14 protein-coding genes, 1 pseudogene and 1 CRISPR repeat array are annotated in these 24172 nt (G+C 41.7%); of the genes and pseudogenes, 8 read left to right on the top strand and 7 right to left on the bottom strand.

Going from position 1 to position 24172, the window contains the following annotated elements:
* Window positions 1–3 precede the first annotated feature (3 nt).
* From RWY97_RS04730 to RWY97_RS04715, 4 genes are all read left to right on the top strand, one after another.
* Window positions 4–1416, top strand: a complete 1413-nt coding sequence (locus tag RWY97_RS04730) for a RagB/SusD family nutrient uptake outer membrane protein (RefSeq protein WP_315565808.1) — start codon at window positions 4–6, stop codon at window positions 1414–1416.
* Window positions 1417–1429: 13 nt separating this feature from the next.
* Window positions 1430–2266, top strand: coding sequence for a DUF4843 domain-containing protein (locus RWY97_RS04725; protein ID WP_315565807.1), 837 nt, complete (start codon window positions 1430–1432; stop codon window positions 2264–2266).
* Between the two features lie 72 nt (window positions 2267–2338).
* Complete coding sequence (locus RWY97_RS04720; RefSeq protein ID WP_315565805.1) at window positions 2339–3838, top strand: PKD-like family lipoprotein; 1500 nt, start codon at window positions 2339–2341, stop codon at window positions 3836–3838.
* Between the two features lie 6 nt (window positions 3839–3844).
* Window positions 3845–5188, top strand: coding sequence for a TlpA family protein disulfide reductase (locus RWY97_RS04715; protein ID WP_315565803.1), 1344 nt, complete (start codon window positions 3845–3847; stop codon window positions 5186–5188).
* A gap of 400 nt (window positions 5189–5588) precedes the next feature.
* On the opposite strand, the pseudogene RWY97_RS04710 reads toward RWY97_RS04715, so the two are convergent.
* Window positions 5589–6151, bottom strand: a pseudogene (locus RWY97_RS04710) (transposase); the annotation flags it as partial.
* A gap of 429 nt (window positions 6152–6580) precedes the next feature.
* Here RWY97_RS04710 and RWY97_RS04705 point away from each other — a divergent pair.
* The 3 genes from RWY97_RS04705 to csx28 all read left to right on the top strand — a co-directional run bounded on the left by RWY97_RS04705 (window position 6581) and on the right by csx28 (window position 12070).
* Window positions 6581–8017, top strand: coding sequence for a sodium:solute symporter (locus tag RWY97_RS04705; protein WP_315565801.1), 1437 nt, complete (start codon window positions 6581–6583; stop codon window positions 8015–8017).
* Between the two features lie 64 nt (window positions 8018–8081).
* On the top strand, window positions 8082–11501 hold the full coding sequence (gene cas13b, locus RWY97_RS04700; protein WP_315565799.1) for a type VI-B CRISPR-associated RNA-guided ribonuclease Cas13b: 3420 nt from the start codon (window positions 8082–8084) through the stop codon (window positions 11499–11501).
* An 11-nt stretch (window positions 11502–11512) separates the two neighbouring features.
* Window positions 11513–12070, top strand: a complete 558-nt coding sequence (gene csx28, locus RWY97_RS04695; protein WP_021584705.1) for a type VI-B CRISPR accessory protein Csx28 — start codon at window positions 11513–11515, stop codon at window positions 12068–12070.
* Window positions 12071–12143: 73 nt separating this feature from the next.
* Window positions 12144–13232: direct repeats of the CRISPR family, unit length 36 nt; unit sequence GTTGCATCTGCCTTCTATTTGAGAGGCACAAACAAC.
* Window positions 13233–14076: 844 nt separating this feature from the next.
* Here the strand turns inward: csx28 and RWY97_RS04690 are convergent.
* The 3 genes from RWY97_RS04690 to RWY97_RS04680 form a co-directional block, all read right to left on the bottom strand.
* Window positions 14077–14715, bottom strand: a complete 639-nt coding sequence (locus tag RWY97_RS04690; protein WP_273178290.1) for a trimeric intracellular cation channel family protein — start codon at window positions 14713–14715, stop codon at window positions 14077–14079.
* Window positions 14716–14725: 10 nt separating this feature from the next.
* Complete coding sequence (locus RWY97_RS04685; RefSeq protein WP_273178291.1) at window positions 14726–15682, bottom strand: D-2-hydroxyacid dehydrogenase; 957 nt, start codon at window positions 15680–15682, stop codon at window positions 14726–14728.
* A gap of 100 nt (window positions 15683–15782) precedes the next feature.
* Window positions 15783–17054 carry a replication-associated recombination protein A gene (locus RWY97_RS04680; RefSeq protein WP_315565797.1) on the bottom strand — a complete coding sequence of 424 codons (1272 nt, stop codon included), beginning with the start codon at window positions 17052–17054 and terminating at the stop codon, window positions 15783–15785.
* A 217-nt stretch (window positions 17055–17271) separates the two neighbouring features.
* Between RWY97_RS04680 and RWY97_RS04675 the strand changes: the two genes are divergently transcribed.
* On the top strand, window positions 17272–18081 hold the full coding sequence (locus RWY97_RS04675; RefSeq protein ID WP_314077728.1) for a hypothetical protein: 810 nt from the start codon (window positions 17272–17274) through the stop codon (window positions 18079–18081).
* Between the two features lie 118 nt (window positions 18082–18199).
* On the opposite strand, the gene RWY97_RS04670 is transcribed toward RWY97_RS04675, so the two are convergent.
* The 3 genes from RWY97_RS04670 to RWY97_RS04660 all read right to left on the bottom strand — a co-directional run bounded on the left by RWY97_RS04670 (window position 18200) and on the right by RWY97_RS04660 (window position 24148).
* The gene (locus RWY97_RS04670; RefSeq protein ID WP_315565794.1) at window positions 18200–20803 is read right to left on the bottom strand and encodes a hypothetical protein; all 2604 of its coding nucleotides are present in this window, start codon (window positions 20801–20803) and stop codon (window positions 18200–18202) included.
* Between the two features lie 30 nt (window positions 20804–20833).
* Window positions 20834–21040, bottom strand: a complete 207-nt coding sequence (locus tag RWY97_RS04665; RefSeq protein WP_024991777.1) for a hypothetical protein — start codon at window positions 21038–21040, stop codon at window positions 20834–20836.
* A gap of 966 nt (window positions 21041–22006) precedes the next feature.
* The gene (locus RWY97_RS04660) at window positions 22007–24148 is read right to left on the bottom strand and encodes a peptidylprolyl isomerase (protein WP_315565791.1); all 2142 of its coding nucleotides are present in this window, start codon (window positions 24146–24148) and stop codon (window positions 22007–22009) included.
* Window positions 24149–24172 lie beyond the last annotated feature (24 nt).

Raw genomic sequence — 24172 nt, 5'->3', positions numbered from 1 at the left:
ACAATGAAATATTACAATATCCTAATTGCTTCTTTACTCACGCTAAGCGTAACAACGGCTTGCGATAAATTTCTCGATGTACTCCCTTCTACTGAAAAAGAAAAAAGAGAGATGTTCTCAACCTTAGACGGTTGTCGTAGTGTACTCATAGGAGCCTATATCCGAATGAAACAGACCAACCTCTATGGACAAGAAATGGTGTGTGGAAGCATAGAAAATTTAGCTCAACACTGGACTTATACATCAGGTTCTATCGGAGAATATCTGAACAAATATGATTATAAGGCAAATACAGTAGAAACAACAATGGAGAACATCTATAATAATCTCTTCAAAGTTGTGGCCGATGTTAATGGATTGTTGGACGGTATCGAAAGTAACAGAAAAATACTCGATAACAGCAATTACAACTTATTAAAAGGTGAAGCATTAGCCTTGCGTGCTTTCTGTCATTTTGATATCTTGCGCCTTTTCGGTCCAATGCCCAATAATGTACCAGCATCCAAAATACTCCCTTATGTTACCGTAGTCTCAAATAAGCCCAATGCTTTCATCACCTATACAGAGTTTACTTCACAACTTCTGAAAGATCTCGATAATGCAGAAGCCTGTTTGACAAGAATAGATCCTATCAAATCTAAATCTATCGAGGCACTCAACCAAACATCGGCGCAAGCAGATAACTTTTTCGGATATCGCCAGATGCGTATGAATTATTATGCTGTATGTGCCCTGAAAGCACGTATTTATTTATGGATCGGTAATAAAGAAAAAGCATTAGAATATGCGAAGCTCGTAATCGATGCTACAACACCAGGAGGGGATAAAACGTTTCGACTTGGTACACGCGATGATTGTTCACGTGGCAATAAGACCTTATCAACAGAACATATCTTTGATTTAAAAGTAAATAATTTGTCTGCTACTTTGGGATCAGGCCGAAGTTATCAGAAGTCAAAAACCGAGCTAACATCCCGACTCTATGAGACAGGAACTTCTGATATCCGTTTCGTGAATATGTGGGAAGAAGTAACCGCAGACTATCGAAAATCTTTCTATTTCCAAAAATATGTCCAGACAGAAAAGATGCCCCCTCTCTCCAAAAATGTGATACCTATCATCAGATTGGCTGAAATGTATCTCATTGCATTGGAATGCAGCTCACTAACCGATGCCAACTCATATTATGCAACCTTGTGTGCTGCTCGCGATATAACGCCGGCAAATATAACCGACGAAGAACAGCGGACCAAAGTACTTATTCAAGAATATAATAAAGAGTTCTATGGTGAAGGCCAAACTTTCTATGCTTACAAGCGATTAGCCGTAAAAGACATTTATTGGGCTGCTGTACCCGGATCGGTAGAAACTTATGTTGTGCCCCTCCCGCTTAAAGAGGCTGTTTATGCAAACTAAAAAGTGATTGAATATGAAAAAGATATTATATATAGTCTTATTGCTTTCCCTGTTTATAGCAGGTTGTAAGGAAGACGAGAAATTGATTTATCACGACAAGGCACGGGTAGAATTGGTAAGCGAAGACAAAAAAGCACCTGCTGACTACTCACATTCATTTGTTTGGGGAAGCGATACGAGAGTACGTGATACGGTGTTCATACCCATCAGAGTCATCGGAGGCTCATCCAATATTGATCGGCATATTATGCTCGAACAAATAAGCGAATACAAAGTAACCTATACATACGACAATATAGGTAAAGTGAAAGATTCGACTGTCGTAGAACGAACAGATAAAGCTGTAGCCGGCAAGCATTACATTGCCTTCAACGATGAGTCGATTAAGCCACTCTTGACCGTCAAAGCAGGTCGGGTAAAAGATAGCATCGGTATTGTTGTTTTACGCGATGCATCCTTAAAAAAGAACAACGTCAGATTACGCCTAAGAATAAAAGAAAATGAGAACTTCGGTATCGGTGAAAGACGATTGTTGGAACGGACGATCATTATCTCAGATAAGTTAGAGATGCCATCCAACTGGAACTATACGACAAAAGCTTATTTAGGCAATTACAGTACACCTAAGCATAAACTAATGCTGCTAGTTGTAGGCAATAAAGTAGATGATATGTGGGTTGCACAAGTCAATAAATCTAAGTCATTTGCTATCTATTGGCGAGGGAAATTCATCGAGGCTTTGGAGTTATTCAACAACAATCCTGCTAATATCACTTCGGGCTTGGCACCAATGCGAGAAGACCCATCCAATCCAAACAGTCCACTCGTAACATTCCCGACAGGAATATAGCCATCGTTCCCAATGCCTTTTAAGTCGAGGCAAGCAGAACACAAGACTTATCATTCAAAAACATAGAAACAGATGAAACATATCAATATTTTTTTAGGGCTTATAACAGCTTTCTTGCTGAACAGTTGCTTTTCGGATAATGGCAACTATAATTACAAAGATCCTCTCAACATTCATATAGAAGGGGTAAAAAATGCTTATACAGTAAGTCCGACGGGAGACAAATTGCAAATAAGTCCGAAGATTTATCCCGAAGGCCGACAGTATGACTGCTTCTGGGCCATAATCCCAGCTTCGGCTTCTTGGGGTGAACAATTAGATACAATTTCACACAAACAAGAATTAGACTATGCCGTCAACTTGAATGTGGGCAGCTACAAATTGCGTTTATGTGCCAAAGACAGGGCTACCGGGGTATTCGCCTATGAGGAATATGACCTGCACGTAACCACAGACATGAATACTGGCTGGTGGGTACTAAAAAGTGAAAACGACAGCACAGATATTGATTTCTTCTCGGACGAGAAGACAAAAACAGACATCATACACACGGCCAATGGACACCATTTACAAGGTCTCGCACAAAATCTGTACTTTACCTTTTGCTATTGGGACTTCGACGAGTCAACACAGAAAGACAAAAGAGTCAATGCCGTATTTATAGCAAGCCGTAACGACTTGGCTGCTCTCGATTATTTTACGGGCAAAATCATTCGAGGTTATGACGCTCTTTTCATCGACAAGCCTACACGGAGAGAAGTACACAGTATGTTTGCCGGTCCATCGGATGTACACGTTTATGCGGGCGATCATATCTACACGCTTTTCAACTCCCGCTATGACATTTATAAACAATTTATCATCAAAACTTTGGGAGACTATCGTATTTCTCCCATTCAACATTCAGGCAGATCATTACCCTTGCTGTTTAACGAAAAGAACAGTTCTTTTTGCAGTGTGAGCCGTTCGTCGACAAATATCGACTACTTTACCGACGGAGTTCCTTCTCCTAAAAATATGGATATGGATCTGCTCTTTATGGGTGGTCTCACTACTTCGGCCTATACCCAAGGAGACGTTGCATTAGCCATTATGAAAAAGAAGAAAGAAGATAAATATTATCTGCTTACCCTCAACGGGCAACCTAATAATATGGATTCAAACCCTATTAAGAAAATAGAAGAACTAAACAGAACATTGAGTGTTTTACAAGCTCAACACAGGACATTGAACCAAAACAACCGGATTATCTATTATGCCAAGGACAACCGACTTTATACCTGCAATCTCGACAATATGACCGAATCGGAACAAGGTATAAGCTGGACGGCCGGCGAGAAAATCACTTATATGGAATTTCTGAAATACTCTCCTTATGGGCTCGACAGTTCTTGGTTCGATTATTTGGCTATTGCAACCTCGGAAAACGGTCGTTATAAGCTCTACCTACATCCTGTAAATGCCGGTAAAGTAATGCCAGCCGTTAAAACATTAGAAGGAAAAGGCGAGGTGAAACGTGCTTGCTTTATGAGTCAGACACCCCGTGGTATTTATACATCTACTTTATTTTAAAGCTTTATGAACAAAATAGCAACAGTAATAATGGCATTAAGCCTCTGTTTGTCAGCCTCTGCCAGTGTCATTATCCGAGGTACAATCGACTCAGAATCAGGAAGTAAAATCAGCCTTTATGCCATTACCCAGAACTTTGACAGCCTATGTGCAACAGGCCAAGCCGACGCAAACGGGAGATTCGTCCTGAAACCGACCTTGCCATATAATGGATTCTATGTACTTGCAAATGAGTCGGGACTGAAGCACGGAATTTACCTGAAAGACGGCAAACAGTTGACTGTGAAATACAGCAATGAGCGGCTTGAAGTAACGGGCGGACTCAGTGCAGAAGAAAAAAACTTCGCCTCTTGGGCTACCAAGAGTGCTCAGACCTTTCTGCACGCTTATCTCTTCAATTACATTCCGGGCGGTAAGACTGTCGATCCTGCTAAGTTTGCACAAGAAATGAAGACATTAAAACAGACGGCCTCCGGCTTGAAGCAACTATTGAAAGGCAAGGGACAAAAAGCCGACCTACTAAGTTTGAAAATCGATGCCGACCTGGCCTTCTTTATGTTAGCCTACCGAAAGAATCATATTGGGGATGTAGACGAAAACTTCATCAGTAAGGCCGATCTGCAAGCTTATGATCAATTATTCCGCAAGACAGCCATTCTCCAACTACCTTATGCTCCTGAAATGCTCGCCTCTTACATCGACTATAAAGCAGAGAAACAAGCCATCAAACCAGAGAATTATCTGCAAAGAGCAGAGCTTTTATCAGATCAACCATTACGTGAAGCCTATCTGTATCAAATAGCACGCCAACTGCGTTATTATGAAAAGTATACGGCATTACGCCAGTCTTTGGGAGAGCTGCCTTTGTCAACTGCTTTACAGAATGCTTTAAAACCGATTGAGGAACAATTAGCGTGGTCAAAACCAGGACAGACGGCCATCGACTTCAAAGGTGTCCGGCCAGACGGCTCCACGCTCTCTTTAAGCGATCTGCACGGCAAAGTTGTGGTTGTAGATGTATGGGCAACCTGGTGTGCACCGTGCATCCGAATGATACCTCATTTTAAACGGTTGGAACAAGAGCTTTCCCACCCCGACCTGACTTTTCTAAGCGTATGCATAGGCGTATGGGTAGAGACAGACCGATGGAAAAAACTTATCCAGCAACACCAGCTATCAGGCAACCTCATCTTTATCGACAGTTGGACCAAAGGATTCGCACCCGATTATCACGTAACAGGCGTCCCACGATTTATGATTATCGACCGAGAGGGACGTATGGTTTCTTTTGCGGCTCCGGCACCTACACATCCGGAATTGAAAGAGATGATCTTAAACGCACTGAAATAGACAGTACATATAACGTGGGTTCGATAAATTTATCAACGGATGGGACATCGTATTTCAAGAATATCAGTATTTGCGGTATCTGAGGAGCAATGTTTATCGCTGTTCCGTTGCTGCATTTGTCGTAACCCCGTTGCGGCATTGGTCGTAACTCCGTTGCTATGATTGCCGTAACTCCGTTACGACTTTCACCCTTGTTTAGAAGAGAGTTTGCATCGAACTCATATTAAAATATGATCTTAGATATAACGCGAAACAGCAGATTGTAAAATAATCTGCTGTTTCGCGTTTTTAGAAGATTCTGGATCCGAAATACCTATCCGTCAAACGAGAAGTCCGGAACCTCTGCCTGAGAAGTCCCAGAGTACTGCCCCACTACTCTGGGACTTCTCACAGCCAATCATACACGCTCATCCCTGTCATTCACGTTAGCCGGTGTGAAACAGAAGGTTATGATGTCTCCCGTATCATTGCAGAGTAAGTGCAGCTTGAATCCATAGCACCATCCCATCGTGCCTTTCCCGCTCTTGACAAAGCCGTCAAAAACCTTGTTGAAATATCGTCTTGCATTATGGCATACGGGAATCATCGCGCTGTCTACAAAGCTGATTCCCGAACACCGACAAAAGGAATAGATTCTCATAAAAGCCACCATTTGGAAGAATACGCGGGGCAGAAGCTCCACGAAACGATTGTAGGACACGGCGGAGGGAAAATAACCGCTCAAACACTCCCTGATAAAGAACAGATAATAATGCTTGAAATTATGGAAAGGCCCAAAATGATAGCACAGAAGAATAGTCCTAATCTCACTCTCGGACATGCGTCCCTTACGATGACAAAAGTGTCTATACTCCTGGTCAGGGGGAGAAGTATCTGGAGGCTTTTACTCAAGTCTGTACCCAAATTCTTGCAAAATTCATCGATAATACAGAAAATCTCTGTAATTTTGTCTATGGTAATCATCGCTTATATATTTTGCAATTAATTGATTTTCAACTATAAAAAATACAAAAAAGTAAGTGAGATTACCAACTTTTCAGACAATGTTCTTATCCAGAACTAACGTAGTGATAATGTCCTTGCCCGCACGGGTAAACATTGAGCCTCCTCTACCGTGGCACCGAACGTACGCATTATACAACCTACCACGATCCCTCCAAAGAAAGAGAATAGTAACTAATATTCTCTCAGGACCAACAATTACCTTCCCTTAGAGACGACAATCAGCATTCTTTAGGAACAAGAAGATCAAACCAACTAAGGAGACAAGGAAGATGATTACAGACGAACTAATTCGCGTGCTTCCTCGTCAACTCGTTTACCTATCCACTCATTTACTCGTCCAATTATTCTCTCGCCAATTAGTATTTTTTTATTACCTTTGTCCCCAATATGATGATAATATTAACTGTAACGGCCTACTTCTGTTTGTTGCTATTATTCAGTAGATTGACATCCCGAAAGGCTGACAATAAAACGTTTTATCGGGGTAATCGTCGTTCGCCTTGGTATATGGTAGCATTCGGAATGGTAGGTGCATCGATCTCGGGTGTGACTTTCATTTCTGTACCGGGTATGGTCAACAAAATCGATATGACCTATATGCAGACTTGCATCGGTTTTATTTTCGGCTATTTTGCTGTGGCTTTCTTGCTGCTTCCCGTGTATTACCGACTCAATCTGACCAGTATTTACACCTATCTCCACAACCGATTAGGGAGACGGGCACACAAAACCGGATCTTCATTTTTCCTCTTATCTAAGATGACCGGTGCCGCTGTACGCTTCTATGTGATGTGTATCATCCTCCAACGCTTTGTCTTCGATGCCGCAGGTATTCCTTTTGCAGTGACAGTCTTAGTAATGGTAGCACTGATATGGCTTTACACCCGTCGCGGCGGAATCAAAACCTTAGTGTGGACCGACTCTTTCCAAACCTTGTGTATGTTCGTCTCACTCATCCTTATCATATATAATGTGACAACTGAGATGAATCTAAGTATTCCAGAAACAGTGCAAGCCATCTATACAGACAGTCGAAGCAAGATTTTCGTTTTTAACGATTGGGTATCTACACAAAACTTTTGGAAACAGTTTCTCAGCGGTATTTTCATTGTGATCGTAATGACAGGACTTGACCAAGATATGATGCAGAAAAACCTCACTTGCAAAACTTTACGCGAAGCACAAAAAGATATGTGCACTTATGGGTTCGCTTTCGTTCCGGTCAACCTGCTGTTTCTGGGATTAGGCGTGCTGTTGTCGATGTTGGCTCTGCGTACGGGAACACCACTGCCAACTTCCGGTGACGAACTGTTGCCGATGTTTGCAGCCACGGGGCAATTAGGGAACACGGTACTGATCTTATTCACCCTCGGTATCGTTGCCGCCTCATTCAGCAGTGCCGACTCTGCACTTACAGCTCTGACCACGATCTTTTGCATAGACATCTGCGAACGTGAAGATGACGAAAAACTGCGTAAACGAGCTCATCTGCTCATCTCGGTTTTATTCGTCGTATTTATTTTACTCTTCCGAATACTCAATTCCACAAGTGTCATTGACGCCATTTACATTCTCTGTTCTTATACTTACGGCCCACTCCTCGGACTTTTCGCTTTCGGATTGCTGACCAAGCACAGTACTAACGACCGACTTGTACCTTTCATCGCCATTGCATCGCCCGTGTTATGTTTCCTCATTGAGGCGCTGACACGCTGCATCACGGGCTATCAGTTCGGCTATGAATTGCTAATACTCAATGGTCTCCTTACTTTCATCGGCCTGTATCTCTGTGGCGAGAAAAAAGAAATGAAAAAACAGATATAATTTATTGCAGTATAGAAAGAAAAATCGTATATTTGCCAAAACTAATATTATATAACTAGTGAGAATGGAAAACGATAAAAGACTCGAAGAATCAGCTTGCTACACGTTAAACGATAAGCATTTTTGGGCGGCATTCCTTAATTTGGCACGCCACAATGTCTATATTACAGTGAACCATATAAACAAAACGCTGGAACTAAAAAACAAGAAAAACCAAGAAATAATTATTGATAATGACCAAGACATATTGGCCATTAAAACTCATTGGGCAAAAGTTAATGGGGACCTTAATAAGACTGATCGACTAAGAGAACTGATGATAAAACATTTCCCATTCTTGGAAGCTGCAATATACAGCAATAACAAAGAAGATAAGGAAGAAGTAAAAGAAGAAAAACAAGCCAAAGCCCAATCGTTTAAAAGTCTGAAGGATTGTTTATTTCTATTTTTAGAGAAGCTGCAAGAAGCGAGAAACTATTATTCTCATTATAAGTATTCTGAATCTTCAAAAGAACCAGAGTTTGAGGAAGGACTATTGGAAAAGATGTATAATATCTTTGATGAGAATATTCAGTTAGTGATAAATGATTACCAATATAACAAAGATATAGACCCTGAAAAAGACTTCAAGCATCTTGAAAGAAAAGAAGATTTCAATTATTCTTTTACAGATAAAGATAACAAAGGAAAGATAACCAAAAACGGTTTGCTCTTCTTTGTTTCTTTATTCCTTGAAAAGAAAGATGCAATATGGATGCAGCAAAAACTCAGAGGCTTCAAAGACAATAGGGGGAACAAAGAGAAAATGACCCACGAGGTATTTTGCAGGAGCCGAATGCTCTTGCCAAAAATACGATTGGAAAGCACGCAAACACAAGACTGGATATTGCTCGATATGCTCAACGAGCTGATTCGTTGCCCCAAATCGCTGTATGAACGCCTGCAAGGAGCATACAGAGAAAAGTTCAAAGTTCCCTTCGATTCCATAGACGAGGACTACGATGCCGAACAAGAGCCTTTCAGAAACACATTGGTAAGACACCAAGACCGTTTCCCTTACTTTGCATTGCGTTATTTCGACTATAACGAGATATTCAAAAATCTTCGTTTCCAAATAGACTTGGGCACCTATCATTTCTCCATTTATAAGAAACTAATCGGTGATAATAAGGAAGACCGCCACCTTACGCACAAGTTATATGGTTTTGAACGCATACAAGAGTTTGCCAAGCAGAAGCGACCCAATGAGTGGCAAGCACTCGTAAAGGACTTAGATATTTACGAAACTTCAAACGAACAGTATATCTCAGAAACCACACCGCATTATCATTTGGAGAACCAAAAGATAGGTATTAGGTTTAGAAATGATAACAATAATATTTGGCCATCACTCAAAACAAATGGCGAGAAGAATGAAAAAAGCAAGTATAATCTTGATAAACCATATCAAGCAGAGGCTTTCTTGAGCGTACATGAACTATTACCGATGATGTTCTACTATCTGTTGTTAAAGATGGAAAATACTGATAATGACAAAGAGGATAATGAAGTAGGAACAAAGAAGAAAGGAAATAAAAACAATAAACAAGAAAAACATAAGATAGAAGAAATCATTGAGAATAAAATAAAAGACATATATGCCCTTTACGATGCTTTTGCCAATGGTGAGATAAACAGCATAGAAGAATTAGAAGAACACTGTAAGGACAAAGATATTGAAATAGGACATCTGCCCAAACAGATGATTGCCATATTGAAAGACGAGCATAAAGATATGGCAAAAAAGGCTGAAACCAAACAAGAGAAGATGATACTTGCCACAGAAAATCGTCTTAAAACTCTTGATAAAAAGCTAAAGGGAAAGATACGAAACGGTAAAAGATGCAACAGCACACTGAAATCTGGCGAGATTGCAAGCTGGTTGGTAAACGATATGATGCGTTTCCAGCCTGTTCAAAAAGACAATGAGGGCAAACCACAGAACAACAGTAAAGCCAACAGCACAGAATATCAGATGCTGCAACGCTCGCTTGCGCTTTACAACAAGGAAGAAAAACCTACTCGTTACTTCATACAAGTTAATCTCATAAAGAGTAGCAATCCCCACCCATTCTTGGAAGATACCAAGTGGGAAGAATGTTACAACATCTTGTCTTTCTATCGCAACTATTTGAAAGCAAAGATAGAATTTCTGAATAAATTAAAGCCTGAAGATTGGAAGAAGAACCAATACTTCCTTATGCTTAAAGAGCCAAAGACCAACCGCAAAACATTGGTGCAAGGGTGGAAAAACGGATTTAATCTGCCACGTGGTATCTTTACAGAACCTATAAAAGAATGGTTTAAAAGACATCAGAACGATTCGGAGGAATACAAGAAAGTTGAAGCCCTCGACAGAGTTGGTTTGGTTGCAAAGGTAATTCCCTTGTTCTTCAAAGAAGAATATTTTAAAGAAGATGCCCAAAAAGAAATTAACAACTGCGTACAGCCATTTTACAGCTTCCCTTACAACGTGGGTAATATACACAAACCCGAAGAAAAGAATTTCTTACATTGTGAGGAACGTAGAAAACTGTGGGATAAAAAGAAAGACAAGTTCAAGGATTATAAAGCCAAAGAAAAGTCCAAGAAGATGACAGACAAGGAAAAAGAAGAACACCGTTCTTATCTTGAATTTCAATCTTGGAATAAGTTTGAGCGGGAACTACGACTGGTGCGAAACCAAGACATCGTAACGTGGCTGTTGTGTACGGAACTGATTGATAAGCTGAAAGTGGAGGGACTGAACGTCGAAGAACTGAAAAAGCTTCGCTTAAAGGATATCGACACAGACACAGCAAAACAAGAAAAGAACAATATTCTGAACAGAATAATGCCGATGCAGCTACCTGTTACGGTGTATGAAATTGACAAATCCTTCAATATAGTAAAGGACAAACCTTTGCATACCATTTACATCGAAGAAACTGGAACCAAGCTCTTAAAACAAGGAAACTTCAAGGCTTTGGTAAAAGACCGCAGGCTCAATGGTCTATTCTCGTTCGTTAAAACTTCTTCTGAAGCAGAATCGAAGAGTAAGCCTATCAGCAAATTGCGTGTAGAATATGAACTTGGAGCCTATCAAAAAGCAAGAATAGATATTATCAAAGATATGTTGGCATTAGAAAAAACGCTAATAGACAACGACGAGAACTTGCCAACCAACAAATTCAGTGATATGCTAAAAAGTTGGCTGAAAGGCAAAGGCGAGGCAAACAAAGCAAGGCTTCAGAACGACGTAGACCTCCTTGTTGCCGTACGGAATGCCTTTTCGCACAATCAATATCCGATGTACAATAGCGAGGTCTTCAAAGGTATGAAGCTGCTCAGCCTTTCTTCTGATATTCCTGAAAAGGAGGGACTTGGTATTGCCAAGCAACTGAAAGATAAAATTAAAGAAACAATAGAAAGAATAATAGAAATAGAAAAAGAAATCAGAAACTAAAAAATAAGATTATGGACTGTACATTAATTTCAAAAGAGGTGGCTACTGCCTTGTTTAGTACCTTGAGCAGTTTAGTACCAATCGTTATTGCAGCCTACCTAACATATCGCTATGCTATCAAGAAACTACATAAAGAGAGTTTTGAAAGTATTGAATGTGCAAAGTATGAAGCTATATTGAAGGCACACCAAAGCATTTATAAATTGCTTAGATTTATTACAGATACAGAAAACGACGACTGCATATTGGTGTGGGAGCAGCCTAAGGGCGGCGGAGAGAATGTTTATTATTTCAGACAAGCCAATATACGTAAGTTTATAAAAGAGCTAACCGAAGAGATATACAACAAAGGCAATGGCATATTTCTATCAAAAGAGGTAATGTCGCTGATATTTGAATATAGAAGTCTCGTCTATGGGCTGTTGCTTACCGAAAAGGACAATCCCAAAGATAAGATAATAATAAAGAACCTGAAACTTGCAAAGAGAATGATAGAAATCCATCAAAACCTCTCAATAAAAATCAGAGAAGCTATCAATTTACAGCAACGGGATTTACATTTCAAATAATCTGAAAGAAAAGAATTTATATTGAAAAAGAAAGGGACAAAGCATATTAGAATCAGGCATTTAAGTCATTTGGGTTGCATCTGCCTTCTATTTGAGAGGCACAAACAACTCTTTCTCTCTATTGATTATACAATATAGCGTTGCATCTGCCTTCTATTTGAGAGGCACAAACAACCGAATAATCCTGATATAAAAAATCTTCCTTGTTGCATCTGCCTTCTATTTGAGAGGCACAAACAACTAACAAGGAGCAACGGAATCATTAAATCTAGTTGCATCTGCCTTCTATTTGAGAGGCACAAACAACATAAAAAAGATGATTGAGAATATTAAGTCAGTTGCATCTGCCTTCTATTTGAGAGGCACAAACAACATGATGTCAGTCAGTGATGTTAACCCCTTTGTTGCATCTGCCTTCTATTTGAGAGGCACAAACAACAATCGTACTAGACATAAGCCGCTCGATATCGTTGCATCTGCCTTCTATTTGAGAGGCACAAACAACCCATATGATTTTCGATTTTCATACCGCCTGTTGCATCTGCCTTCTATTTGAGAGGCACAAACAACATAAAAAAAAAATAGAAAAAAATGATGCAGTTGCATCTGCCTTCTATTTGAGAGGCACAAACAACGTGTTCAACAACAATCTGTTTGTGCACACGGTTGCATCTGCCTTCTATTTGAGAGGCACAAACAACGCAAAGTTCCGGTATGGATTTTGAAGAAAGGTTGCATCTGCCTTCTATTTGAGAGGCACAAACAACTAGTAGACATCGGTCTAACGGCTTTCACAGTTGCATCTGCCTTCTATTTGAGAGGCACAAACAACTTAATATATGTATATTTGATGTTAATAAATGTTGCATCTGCCTTCTATTTGAGAGGCACAAACAACTAAAACAATGCACTCCATATACAAGATTTAGTTGCATCTGCCTTCTATTTGAGAGGCACAAACAACCGTGAGACGTATAAAAATCGCCGTGACCTCGTTGCATCTGCCTTCTATTTGAGAGGCACAAACAACAATAAAACCTCTTAAATACCCTCCTTTTCTGTTGCATCTGCCTTCTATTTGAGAGGCACAAACAACACTATTCTTCGAAGGAAGTATTACAATTGAGTTGCATCTGCCTTCTATTTGAGAGGCACAAACAACAATATTCCCTACCATCTACAGCTTAATTTAGATCGAAACAAATTTATGTCAATAACTTAATTTACTTCAGCTTAGAATAAGCCATAGCCTTAGATTTATGCATAACTATATATAACTCGCTTGATGATAAGTCCTATACTTCTGCCCCACAAGTATAGGACTTCTCGTGAAGAAGTCCTATACCTCTCATCTAACACAAATAGTTTCTAAAAACCTATGAAAGGAAAGAGGAATCTACGAGAATCAGAGATTCCTGTTATTAATCTGCGCCAATTCGGAATAAGAAAGTAACCGAAAAGCGACTCTATCATTTACCTGCGAATGGAAAGAGAAGATCTTTTTATGAGAAAGTAGCTCAATCCATCGGAAAATAAAGAAAAAGAAATATTCTCAAGACGACAAGGAAGCGTTAATAAATAAGATATATTCTCTCTTTCCATCGGGAAGTGCAAATAAACAAAAATAAATTTCTTCTTTCCATTTAGAAAGTGTAAATATATTTAAATTTATTTGCTGTTTCCGATGGAATTAGAAGAAAAACAAAGATTTATGAACAATTCCAAGTGGAAACAGAGAAAAAAAGTATTTTTCGACCGGTTTCCGCAGATTGAGAATCGAAAAACGGAAAAGTTTGTTCCGCCGGCAGAAAAACAACTTTCTTATCCCGGACTGAGGTATTAATCTATCATTTTTTCTATCAAATTTTATCCCTTTTCATTATACTCTCCTGGTGTTTTTCATCAATCTTATAAATCAAGAACGAAAAGAATATATAAAAACGGATTATTTAGAAAATAATCCGTTTTCTTATCATCGATAGAAAGCACTCTGCTTCCTCATTTAATCACTTATCTTCACCACGCAACAGCGGAAGAGAAATATGGTAACGTACGGCCAAAAACCTAATGAGACAAATAACAAAAAAAGTGATGACGGCAGCAACGCCGACATTCATTTTCCATTGTATCATCATCCAATACAAAACACCGCCGGCAATACTCGCCATTGCATAAATCTCCTTGTGGAAGATTACCGGCACTTTATTCAAAAGAATATCGCGAATTACACCGCCGGCCGATCCCGTAATACATCCCATAATGACCGCAACCCAAAACGGATGACCACACGCCAGTGTCTTCTGCATACCGGCAATAGTAAAGAGGGCTAAACCGAGCGTATCGAATACGAACCAAGCATTGTCTAACCGTTTCAGCGAGTGCGAAAAGGTAATCACAAAGACCTGGGCTAGGGCTGTACAGATGAGATAAAGGGCCGAAGTCATCCAAAACGGAGTCTCACCAAGCATTACATCGCGGATGGTTCCGCCTCCGATGGCCACGACAATACCGCACACAAAACCGCCGAACCAATCGAAATGGCGCGCTGCGGCGTGGCGGATTCCGGAGATGGCAAAAGCAAACGTACCCACAAACTCGATCACCTGTTGTACGGCTGCAACAAGATCGGGATTCTCATAAATCATCGCTTATGCTTTATGGATTGACAACATTCTGCGGTGTACCATTAAGAAAGGCTCGAATATTCTCGACAGCAATCTGCATCAGCCGCGTTCGAGCCTCGACAGTGGCCCAAGCCACGTGAGGCGTAATATAAGCATTAGGTTGTGTGAAAAGCGGACTCGTCTTAGCAGGCGGTTCTTCACACATCACATCGGCACCGTAAGCACCTAACCGGCCGCTCTCCAAAGCTTCGGCCACATCTTGTTCGTTGACCAGAGCTCCGCGACTCACATTGATAAGAATCGTGCCGGGACGCATCTTTGCAATCGTCTCACGGTTGATCATCTCGCGTGTGTCTGGGGTGAGCGGACAATGCAGCGTCAAGATATCGCTCACACCGAAGAGTCCGTCCAGCGTGGTCTTACGTATCGACTCAGGCAAATCAGCTGCATTCTTGCTTGTCACAGCAAACACATTCATCCCGAAAGCACAGGCGATGCGTGCTACCTCGCTGCCGATATTTCCTAACCCGACAACGCCGATCGTCTTTCCTGCCAACTCGCACAGTGGCGTATCCCAATAGCAGAAGTCGTCATTCTCAGCCCAACGACCTGCACGGTTAGCCCTGGCATAATGATCCACCCGATTGGTGATATTCAGAATATGCGCAAATGTCATCTGTGCCACACTGTCCGTACTATAAGCCGGAATATTTGTTACCACGATACCGTGTGCGTGCGCCGCCTCAATATCTATCGTGTTGAAACCTGTGGCAAATACGCCGATGTATTTCAACTTCGGTAATGCGGATAAAATGTTGCTATCTAAGATCACCTTATTTGTTATCACAATCTCAGCATCTGCCGCTCTACTGACAACCTCATCGGCACGAGTGCGCGGGTAGACCGTCAACACCCCCAATTCTTCTAACGGCGTCCAAGACAAATCGCCCGGATTAGCGCCGTATCCATCTAATACAACTATTTTCATATTATGTTCTTTTTTAGTTGACGAGTGAACAAGTTGACAAGTTAACAAGGATTCACTTATTCACTCCCTCGTCTACTTGTCAACCCATTAACTTGTCAACTCATTTATACCTTTCTCCCCAACATTGAAGCATCCATTGGTAAAGTTTCTCCTCAGAGGGAGCGTGCTGCGCGTGCCAAAGGCGACGACCGGCCAGCGATTCGGGCATATATTGCTGAACGGCAAAATGCCCCGGCGAATCGTGAGGATAAATATATCCATCGTTATAGCCCAACTCTTTCATCAACGCCGTAGGAGCATTCCGCAGATGCAAAGGTACTGGCTCGTTGCCCGTCTCCTTGACGAGTGCCAGTGCCGCATCCACACCCAGATAAGCCGAATTGCTCTTAGGACTCGCCGCCAAATAAACCACAGCTTCGGCCAACGGAATACGCCCCTCAGGCCAACCGATTTTCATCACCGCATCAAACGCTGCATTGGCGATGAGCAATGCATTAGGATTAGCCAATCCAATATCTTCAGCTGCGCTAATCACCAGCCTACGCGCAATAAACTGCGGATCTTCGCCACCTTCGATCATCCGTGCCATCCAATAAAGTGCTGCATCGGGATCACTCCCCCGAATACTCTTGATAAACGCCGAAATAATATCATAGTGCATTTCGCCGTCTTTATCATATGCCAACGGATTAGCCTGAAGCCGGCTCACTACGGCCTCATCTGTAATCTCTACCTCCTTATCTCCGGCCGCCTCGACCACCAGTTCGAGAATATTCAGTAACTTGCGCGCATCACCGCCGCTATATCGCAGTAGCGCCCCTGTCTCCCGCAACACGATCTGGCGCTCCTTGAGCATTACATCTTCCGTGATAGCCCGGTGCAACAACTGCAACAGATCGTCCTGATTCAACGGACGCAGTACATAAAGTTGACAACGCGAAAGCAACGGTCTTATCACTTCGAACGACGGATTCTCAGTCGTCGCACCGATCAGTGTTATCGTACCCTTTTCTACTGCTCCCAGCAACGAATCCTGCTGCGATTTACTGAATCTGTGAATCTCGTCAATAAACAGAATCGGCGATGCCGAATAAAAAAAACGCCCGCTTTGCGCACGTTCAATCACATCACGTACATCGCGCACGCCGCTCGTCACAGCGCTAAGCGTATAAAACGGCGTCTCCAGTCTGTGGGCGATAATCTGCGCCAGCGTTGTCTTGCCCACCCCCGGAGGCCCCCAGAGAATAAATGACGAGATCCGTCCCGCGTCGATCATCTTGCGCAGTACAGCCCTCTCGCCCACTAAGTGACGCTGACCCACATATTCATCGAGACTCCTCGGTCTCATCCTTTCCGCTAACGGTTCGCTCATTCTTACTTGTTACCTTACCTTGCGTACAAAGGTAGCAAAATGATTCTACATATAAAAATAAATCAACAATTTATTAGAAAGCTCCATTGCAACAAAAGTCCTGTCTCAACCAATTCATTTATATTCGGCAAGAAACGATGAAATTTCATTCAAAAAACTTGTGAAATAGCCGTAAAGTATTTACTTTTGCAATAAAACAGAGAAACAAAAACGAAAGATGAAGAAAAACAAGAATGCATTGACGATGAAAACGCTCACCAAAAGCAATGTCTGGGATATTCAGGAGACCGATATTTTCCGATTATGGGAGGCTGCCGAAAAAGATGCCGACCTAAAAGATAATATACGACACTACACCGATATCCTGCGCGGCGCTTTTGAGATAGAAGAGGTAAAAGTAGACAAACCGGAGATCATAAAAAAATACGAAGAGCGTGGATTCAAGATCGGAACCGTGAGAACAGACGACAGTGCAAAAGTTAAATGGGCTGTTAGGAAACGACCTATTATGCGTGTCACCGACCTTACTTACGAAAACATTCGCCATATTTCAGCCCAGAAACTCTTAGAAGTACTCGACCGAAACTTCGGCGGCGGATGGGATTCTCTTTCTCAGAGCATCAAGGATATCATCGAACACGGATTCGATATCAGTACGACAACTCTACCACAAGACCGTCTGCATAAGACCGGAGGGATGTATGAGAAGAAAGTTAACGACGGCTTTGAGGTATTGGAAATACCCAAAGGCACGTGGATAGAGGCTATTTTCGCCAAAGAAAAATCCGAAACGGAAGAGTCACGTATACACCTCAAAGATCAAAACGATATCGAGCTACGTGATCTTTCGGATGAAGAAAACGAGAACGAAGGACAATCCGATCGTACAGAGAAATACAATGACGACGATGACGATTCCTATGATGAGGACAAGCTCACAGAAGAAAGTTATCGTACTACATTCGATACCGACCCCGAAGACCTCAATCTCGAAGCCGAAGACGTGAGCGACGAGGAAGCATTCTGATTTTCATTCATCAGTCTAATTATTCAGAAGATGGGGTGTCAAATTGACACCCCATCTTCTGAATTGTTTTATTATAAAAAGAAAAAATCTCTCGTTCTTATTACTTCCTTTTACATCTCTATTTTGTTCCGAAATTCTCCTTACGGAATTCACCTTGACGCCACGAGTTGTCCGTGTCCCACTGGCGCTTAATATATCGGTTCAGCCCACTGGTTATGATATTGTTGCGTGGCGACCACTCTCCATCCTCAGGATAGTCTCTGCGGATGATGGCACGGACAGGACGACAGACAGTATTGTTGAACCAATAGAATCTTGCTACGTAATCCCAAGAAAGATGACGCCAGAAACGGGTATTGTTTCCAGATGCATCCCATTTATTAAAGTGTGGGTCAATATCTTTATAGGTGGCTGACCAATACGTGCCACACATATGGCCTTTTTCATCATTTATACCAACAACAGGGAATACACGATATACGTCCAAATCTCTGTGATCTCCTTTCTCTGTACTGCATGGCCCCCACCAAGTCTCACTTTGCAAAGAGTCCAAGGGGACATAGGCGTTACCGATCCAACGGCTCTGCACCACTAATCTGGCCCCATCCCCATTATTCACGTCATCAAATGTGCCTTTCTTTCCATTGTCTTTCCGTTTCCACTTTTTGTCTGCCATATTAATAAACATATAGCGGTAAGCACAACGGTAGCGACGGCCGTATTTTTGAGAGTTTCCTTTCACATTGGCATCAAAACGAATAGCATAGATCTCACGCAGATACTCATTTGCCCAATAAAAGCTCCAACATCTATTATTTTTGTTGCTGTTTATTCTTGCCTTTTCATTCGTTTCCTGATAAGGGAATTCATAGCCGTCATCTTGAAAATCAGAAAGTGTAAGAAGTTCCTCGAAAATCTGTCTATTCAGTTTATATATCTTCGTTCCACTGACTTTTCCATCAAAAAATCCGTATCCATCCTGCTGTGTGTATCCGGTATTTGGATCTATGATAGTCGGTAATGCAAGCCCCCACTGTTCGCCATCAGGAAGTAGGTAATTATCGGGCAACCACTTTTGTCCCTTAGTTATTGCATTCATTTCTTTAATTTTAATATCAGAGGCTTTCAGCGTGTGGCCGTCAAGGAATCCTCCCTTATTCTTAGTTCCTCCGAAAAGGATATCATTCCATAAGCCCGGTTCATTTTTTTCACCGGGGTATACCTTGCAGTTGCTCTGTGCAAAGCGTTCCAGTGGATTTGGCCATGGGAACTCAGGCTTCCCATCAGATCTCTTTGCCCTGAATCTCGGGCGTACCACAGCTAAATCCACACTATATGCCTTGCCTCCCTTGTCACTGAAATTGAAACGATTGAATTCACTGGTCTCTCCTTCACCATAGCACCACTCATCGGCATACTTGATTTGGTTACCCTCCATATACTTCCTGCCGAGCATCGCACCGCCCTTTTCCAGTGTGATACAGCTCATAAAATCTTGATATTGTATATGCACCTTCGGATGTGGCATACCCCATACATAAAACTCGTCATATTCGTCTTGGGTAGTCGCTCTCAACTTCTTTGAATTATATACATAATGGAACTCATTGCTAGAACCACTTTGGGCTGTATGTTCCCAGTAATAATTCAGATTGTCGTTTTCATTTTGCCAGTACCAATATTTTTCAAGAGAATTCTCTGTTGCTCGAAGACCAACATCATTGTAAGCAGACCCGCCCACATTCATACCGATGAGGAATCCTCCACTGGCCGTTACTTGAGAACTGGCAAAGCGATAGTTATGAGCATCCCCTCCCAAGAGATTAGTATTGCGCTTCACCTTGATGCGGAACAATACTCCCAGCGCCTTGTATTGCCAGTTTCCAATATTGATAACGTTTTTCTCTTTCACCTCAAGTTTTTTCCATCCTGTTCCAAAAGCAGCAGCTACGCGCTGTCGCCCTAAGTTGTCCTTAACATTATGAATTTCCTTAACAAGTCGGTCTTTCGGATTGAAATCCACATAAGTATAATAGAGCTTCCAGTTACTATCATCAACTATCTGGGGATTTCCATTCTTATCCACATACTTGTATCCCGGCTTTACGGTTTCATCGTACTGACCACCGATGATGCCGCAAACACGCCAGTCCTCACCAGGATTGATATCTACGGCCTTGTTCTGGTCTCCTTCGTTCACCCAATGAAGTGTTATTTTTTGAGGATGTGCTTGAAGACTGACACCACCACCATTAAGGGTCGTCACCTTGTCCCATATAATCTCTGCTGCCGCCAACTTACACTTTTTATCATCCAAACGACCGTATTGGTCTTTCAAGCTCTCGTCATACTTCACAAGGAAGATGCGGGCTTTCAAATCCGACCCTTCAGCTACAGGCATAAACTTGTCATTCAGCACGATGGAACGCGTTGCCTCCTCATCTCCTGTACGTTCCATACCTCTTTGAATGGGTGGGCGTTGCATACCGGCATCTGCCGATAGGGTTATAACTGACGTGACATCCTTCGCGCTGCCACCGTGATTACTGTCAAGTAGCTGATTGCCACCTTTATTTTTATTTCCGTTCTGCACTTCCAAATACTCATCTGCACACGACCACAGGGCCGTCGCCAATACGATTATTCCAATAACTGCCAAACTATACCGATACAGATGACCGGCTAAACTTCTTGCTTTTCCTGTACGTTTCATATTTTTCATACTATTTTTCGTTTATCATTTTCATATTCCTTAATCCTCCCAGACATTCCTATCTTTCAATTCGGGCGATTCATCAAACACATTAAAATTATCTTCAAAGTCATGCTCTTTGGCATTCAGTTCACCACCGTTTTCAAAACCACCCACACTGCCAGATACTTGATGTAGCAAACTTTCAATACGCAGGCGCTCTACATAACACTCAGGACATACATAAAATCGCTTGTTTGTCACCATTGTTTTAATTGTAAAATTTTCATTCATTTTTCATTTCCTCTCACTATTATTTGATATTATGATTTAATTAATTATATAAAGTATAATGCATAATCGGGACATAACAAAACATCTATTTCCCATCGCTTTTTGGCGATGGGAAATAGATGTTTTATTCTTTAAGGTAATAAAAATTATTAAACTTAGGGGAGGGGTAATATTAATTAATAAATTGTGTATCCGATGTACAAATCTACCTTGAGCTGGCGAAAAAACCGGCTTTCTCTTCAAGGGTATCTGTATGGATGAATAACATCTATGCATACTTTGAGATATTAATCAGACTTATGCAGAACGGTCTTTTTTCAACCATTTCCAATTTTATCAATCTCAACACACGGTACAAAGTTAATATCTTTTTTGAAAATGGCAACACTTTCAAGTAAAAATATTTTGATTTTGTTGTTTTTCCAAAAATCAAAAAAATAATAGAACGATGATTAATAAGTATAATATTACAAAAAGAAATCTACCTACTTCGGGTATAGAAAAAATTAATTTCCTCCCTGTCCTCCTATTTTTTCATATGTATGTTTGTCTCCCTTCAACTTTTAAATTGAGCACGAACTATTAAATATTAAAAACTTTGCATAGGGTTGTCTTACACTTATCTACTCGGACCAATATTATCCCCTCTCTTAACTTTATCCGTCCTTTCGATTTTCTCACCAAGCCCAATTCCAAAAGTAACGTTTATGCATATGAAAGAATAATGCCATAAATAATGGACAGACAAAGTCCGTTTACAATCTGCAAATTGCCTCAGAGAATCAGTTCATCACTAACCTTTCACTATCGTGCCCATTTCAGATTACGACCTTGAGGAGAAAACCGTTTTTCATTCCCTTTTAATTTTGTTAGGAACTGACCAACAATAAAAAAATCCCGACATTCGATGAATGCCGGGATTTTCATACTAAACTATATTTAGAAAAACAAATAGCGATTATCTACTATACCAGCTTTAGCATAAAGTTCGTTCATAAAATTGGCGGCGTACTGCATAGCCCGCTGACGTAGCTTCTGCTCTTGCGACTTCGTGTCGAATTTCACAGGGCGCATCGTCTTGCTTATTACTTGAATAAAATATAAGCCGGCATTACCCTTAATGGGTTGCGAGCAGAAGCGGCCTTGCGCCGTGGCTGCTACCGCACCACTCAAGGTCGGTTCGCTGGCGCCCGAAGTTGCTACGAACACAGGGGCAGTAAAAGTTACCTGATTTATGGTGCTGAACTTGGCACCCTTAGCCCGTGCAGCTGCCATCGTAGTTACGCCATTCACCTTGGCCCTCATTAGCTCAGCTTTCTTATCCTTCATCACTTCATCTTTTACCATCGCATTTACCTGCGGGTCTTTCAACGTGCGATAACCTTCGGGGTTTATTTTATCCAAAACCACGATGAGCAGATGATCGTTGTCGCCACACTCATACATCGGCGAAACATCTCCTTCTTTTGCATCGAAGAGCCATTTCAGGGCCTCACGGGTTCCATGAATGCCTGCCAGATTATGTTGTGCCGTGGTAATATCGGCCGAAGTCTGCACGGTATAACCACTTTTTTCTGCGTTCTTCACAATATCATCGGCCGTTTGATTGGCGCTGACGAATGAACTGAACTTGTTATATGCAGCAGAATATGTGTTGCGGGAGAACTCGACGTTTTTCTTGATAACAGCAGCTGTATATTTCTCCACCATTCCCTTGCGGCTGAGCACTTGCACAATGACGTTACCAGCGGCAAAAGTCAGGTTGCGTATCTCTTTGAGCGGGAGGGTATTCAATGTCATAATCAGATTCTTAGAATCTTTGTCGAGTGACGGTGCAAACTGATACTGACGAGTAGTAAGCCAAGTAGATTCGCCTGTTTGGCCGTATTTCTTGGCAATAGCAGCAAAGTCAGCACCGCCTTGTAGTGCAGTATAAATAGAATCTGCGGTTTTATGGGCCACTTCAGGTGTAGTACCAGCCACTTGAATCTGACGATATTCCACAGAGTCAGGCAGCTGTTGTTTTGCCACGAGTTTGACAATGTTTACGGTGTTATCGTCTTTATTGGTCACAGGTCCGTAAGTTTGTCCTACAGCCATCGAGTCAAGCCGCTGCGCAATATCTGTTGGGAACGCGTCTTTTGCTACGGGAATGCCTAAATAAGGCACCAACGATGTACTTTTACGCACAACTTCTGCGGGATCAGCAGCCACTGCAATATCTTTAGCATAAGCGTTCATCTCTTTTTGGATGGCTGTTAAATCAGCCGTTGATGCAGTCACTTGGATGTCGACATATTTGACGCTGCGACTCTCGACATACTGACGAAAGCGCGGTTTCAGTTCATCGTACTTAGCTTTCAGGTCAGCATCGTTGATCTGCACTTTGTTATCAGGGATGTCGGTATATGGGAATGCTGCGAGCTGAATATTGCTTTCCTCGTTCTCATCCTTGAAAGCCATCTTGGCTTCGACGGGATTCGAGAGCAGACTATGTGCCAACAAGCTCTGGAACTTCTGCGCAAGTGTCTGCTGGCGAAGTGTCTTCTCAATAAAAGTCCAATACTTGTAAATCTTGCCATATTGCTCGGCCAACTGCGGGTTGGCACTGGATTGCGTCTTATAATCAGCCAAGAACTTCTGTAACGCGTTGACATCAAAGCGCCGAGTCTGTCGATCGACGAATGGTGTCTGCAAAAGCATTGGATTGGTACCGGCTTTCAATATGTTCTGCATTTCTTCGTCAGTTACCGTGAGTCCTAAATACTTCGCCTCGTTCTCCACGAGTTTGGACTGAACAAACGAATTCCAGACCATATCTTTAACTTGATTCATCTGGTCGTCGTTAAGATTGTCCTGTCCCTGTTGCATTTTAATGACTTCGGTGTACTCGTCCACGAGCTTCTGAAAGTCGTTGACATTTATCTTCTCTCCCAAAACTTCGCCCACTTGCTGACGCTGATCGTTGCGCATAGAATCGCACGAACGGAACAGCTCTTCGGCGATAAAAGCAAACAAGGCCAATCCAATGATACTGGCAAGGATAACGCCTTTGCTTCTGATTTTTCCTAATGCTGCCATTAATTTTATTGTTTTATTTTATTA

Origin of the sequence: Hoylesella pleuritidis, assembly GCF_963541955.1 — a bacterium.
In the GTDB taxonomy this organism is placed as follows: Bacteria; Bacteroidota; Bacteroidia; order Bacteroidales; family Bacteroidaceae; genus Prevotella; species Prevotella pleuritidis.
The sequence above is the reverse complement of the archived record's forward strand: the minus strand, read 5'-3'. Positions and strand labels throughout refer to the sequence as shown.

Excerpts from the sequence above, each read along its gene's own strand:
- RWY97_RS04675 (WP_314077728.1), top strand. The coding sequence starts at position 17,272 with ATGAAGAAAAACAAGAATGCATTGACGATGAAAACGCTCACCAAAAGC.
- RWY97_RS04715 (WP_315565803.1), top strand. The coding sequence starts at position 3,845 with ATGAACAAAATAGCAACAGTAATAATGGCATTAAGCCTCTGTTTGTCA.
- RWY97_RS04665 (WP_024991777.1), bottom strand. The coding sequence starts at position 21,040 with ATGGTGACAAACAAGCGATTTTATGTATGTCCTGAGTGTTATGTAGAG.
- RWY97_RS04730 (WP_315565808.1), top strand. The coding sequence starts at position 4 with ATGAAATATTACAATATCCTAATTGCTTCTTTACTCACGCTAAGCGTA.
- RWY97_RS04685 (WP_273178291.1), bottom strand. The coding sequence starts at position 15,682 with ATGAAAATAGTTGTATTAGATGGATACGGCGCTAATCCGGGCGATTTG.
- cas13b (WP_315565799.1), top strand. The coding sequence starts at position 8,082 with ATGGAAAACGATAAAAGACTCGAAGAATCAGCTTGCTACACGTTAAAC.
- RWY97_RS04680 (WP_315565797.1), bottom strand. The coding sequence starts at position 17,054 with ATGAGCGAACCGTTAGCGGAAAGGATGAGACCGAGGAGTCTCGATGAA.
- csx28 (WP_021584705.1), top strand. The coding sequence starts at position 11,513 with ATGGACTGTACATTAATTTCAAAAGAGGTGGCTACTGCCTTGTTTAGT.
- RWY97_RS04720 (WP_315565805.1), top strand. The coding sequence starts at position 2,339 with ATGAAACATATCAATATTTTTTTAGGGCTTATAACAGCTTTCTTGCTG.
- RWY97_RS04660 (WP_315565791.1), bottom strand. The coding sequence starts at position 24,148 with ATGGCAGCATTAGGAAAAATCAGAAGCAAAGGCGTTATCCTTGCCAGT.
- RWY97_RS04705 (WP_315565801.1), top strand. The coding sequence starts at position 6,581 with ATGATGATAATATTAACTGTAACGGCCTACTTCTGTTTGTTGCTATTA.
- RWY97_RS04690 (WP_273178290.1), bottom strand. The coding sequence starts at position 14,715 with ATGATTTATGAGAATCCCGATCTTGTTGCAGCCGTACAACAGGTGATC.
- RWY97_RS04670 (WP_315565794.1), bottom strand. The coding sequence starts at position 20,803 with ATGAAAAATATGAAACGTACAGGAAAAGCAAGAAGTTTAGCCGGTCAT.
- RWY97_RS04725 (WP_315565807.1), top strand. The coding sequence starts at position 1,430 with ATGAAAAAGATATTATATATAGTCTTATTGCTTTCCCTGTTTATAGCA.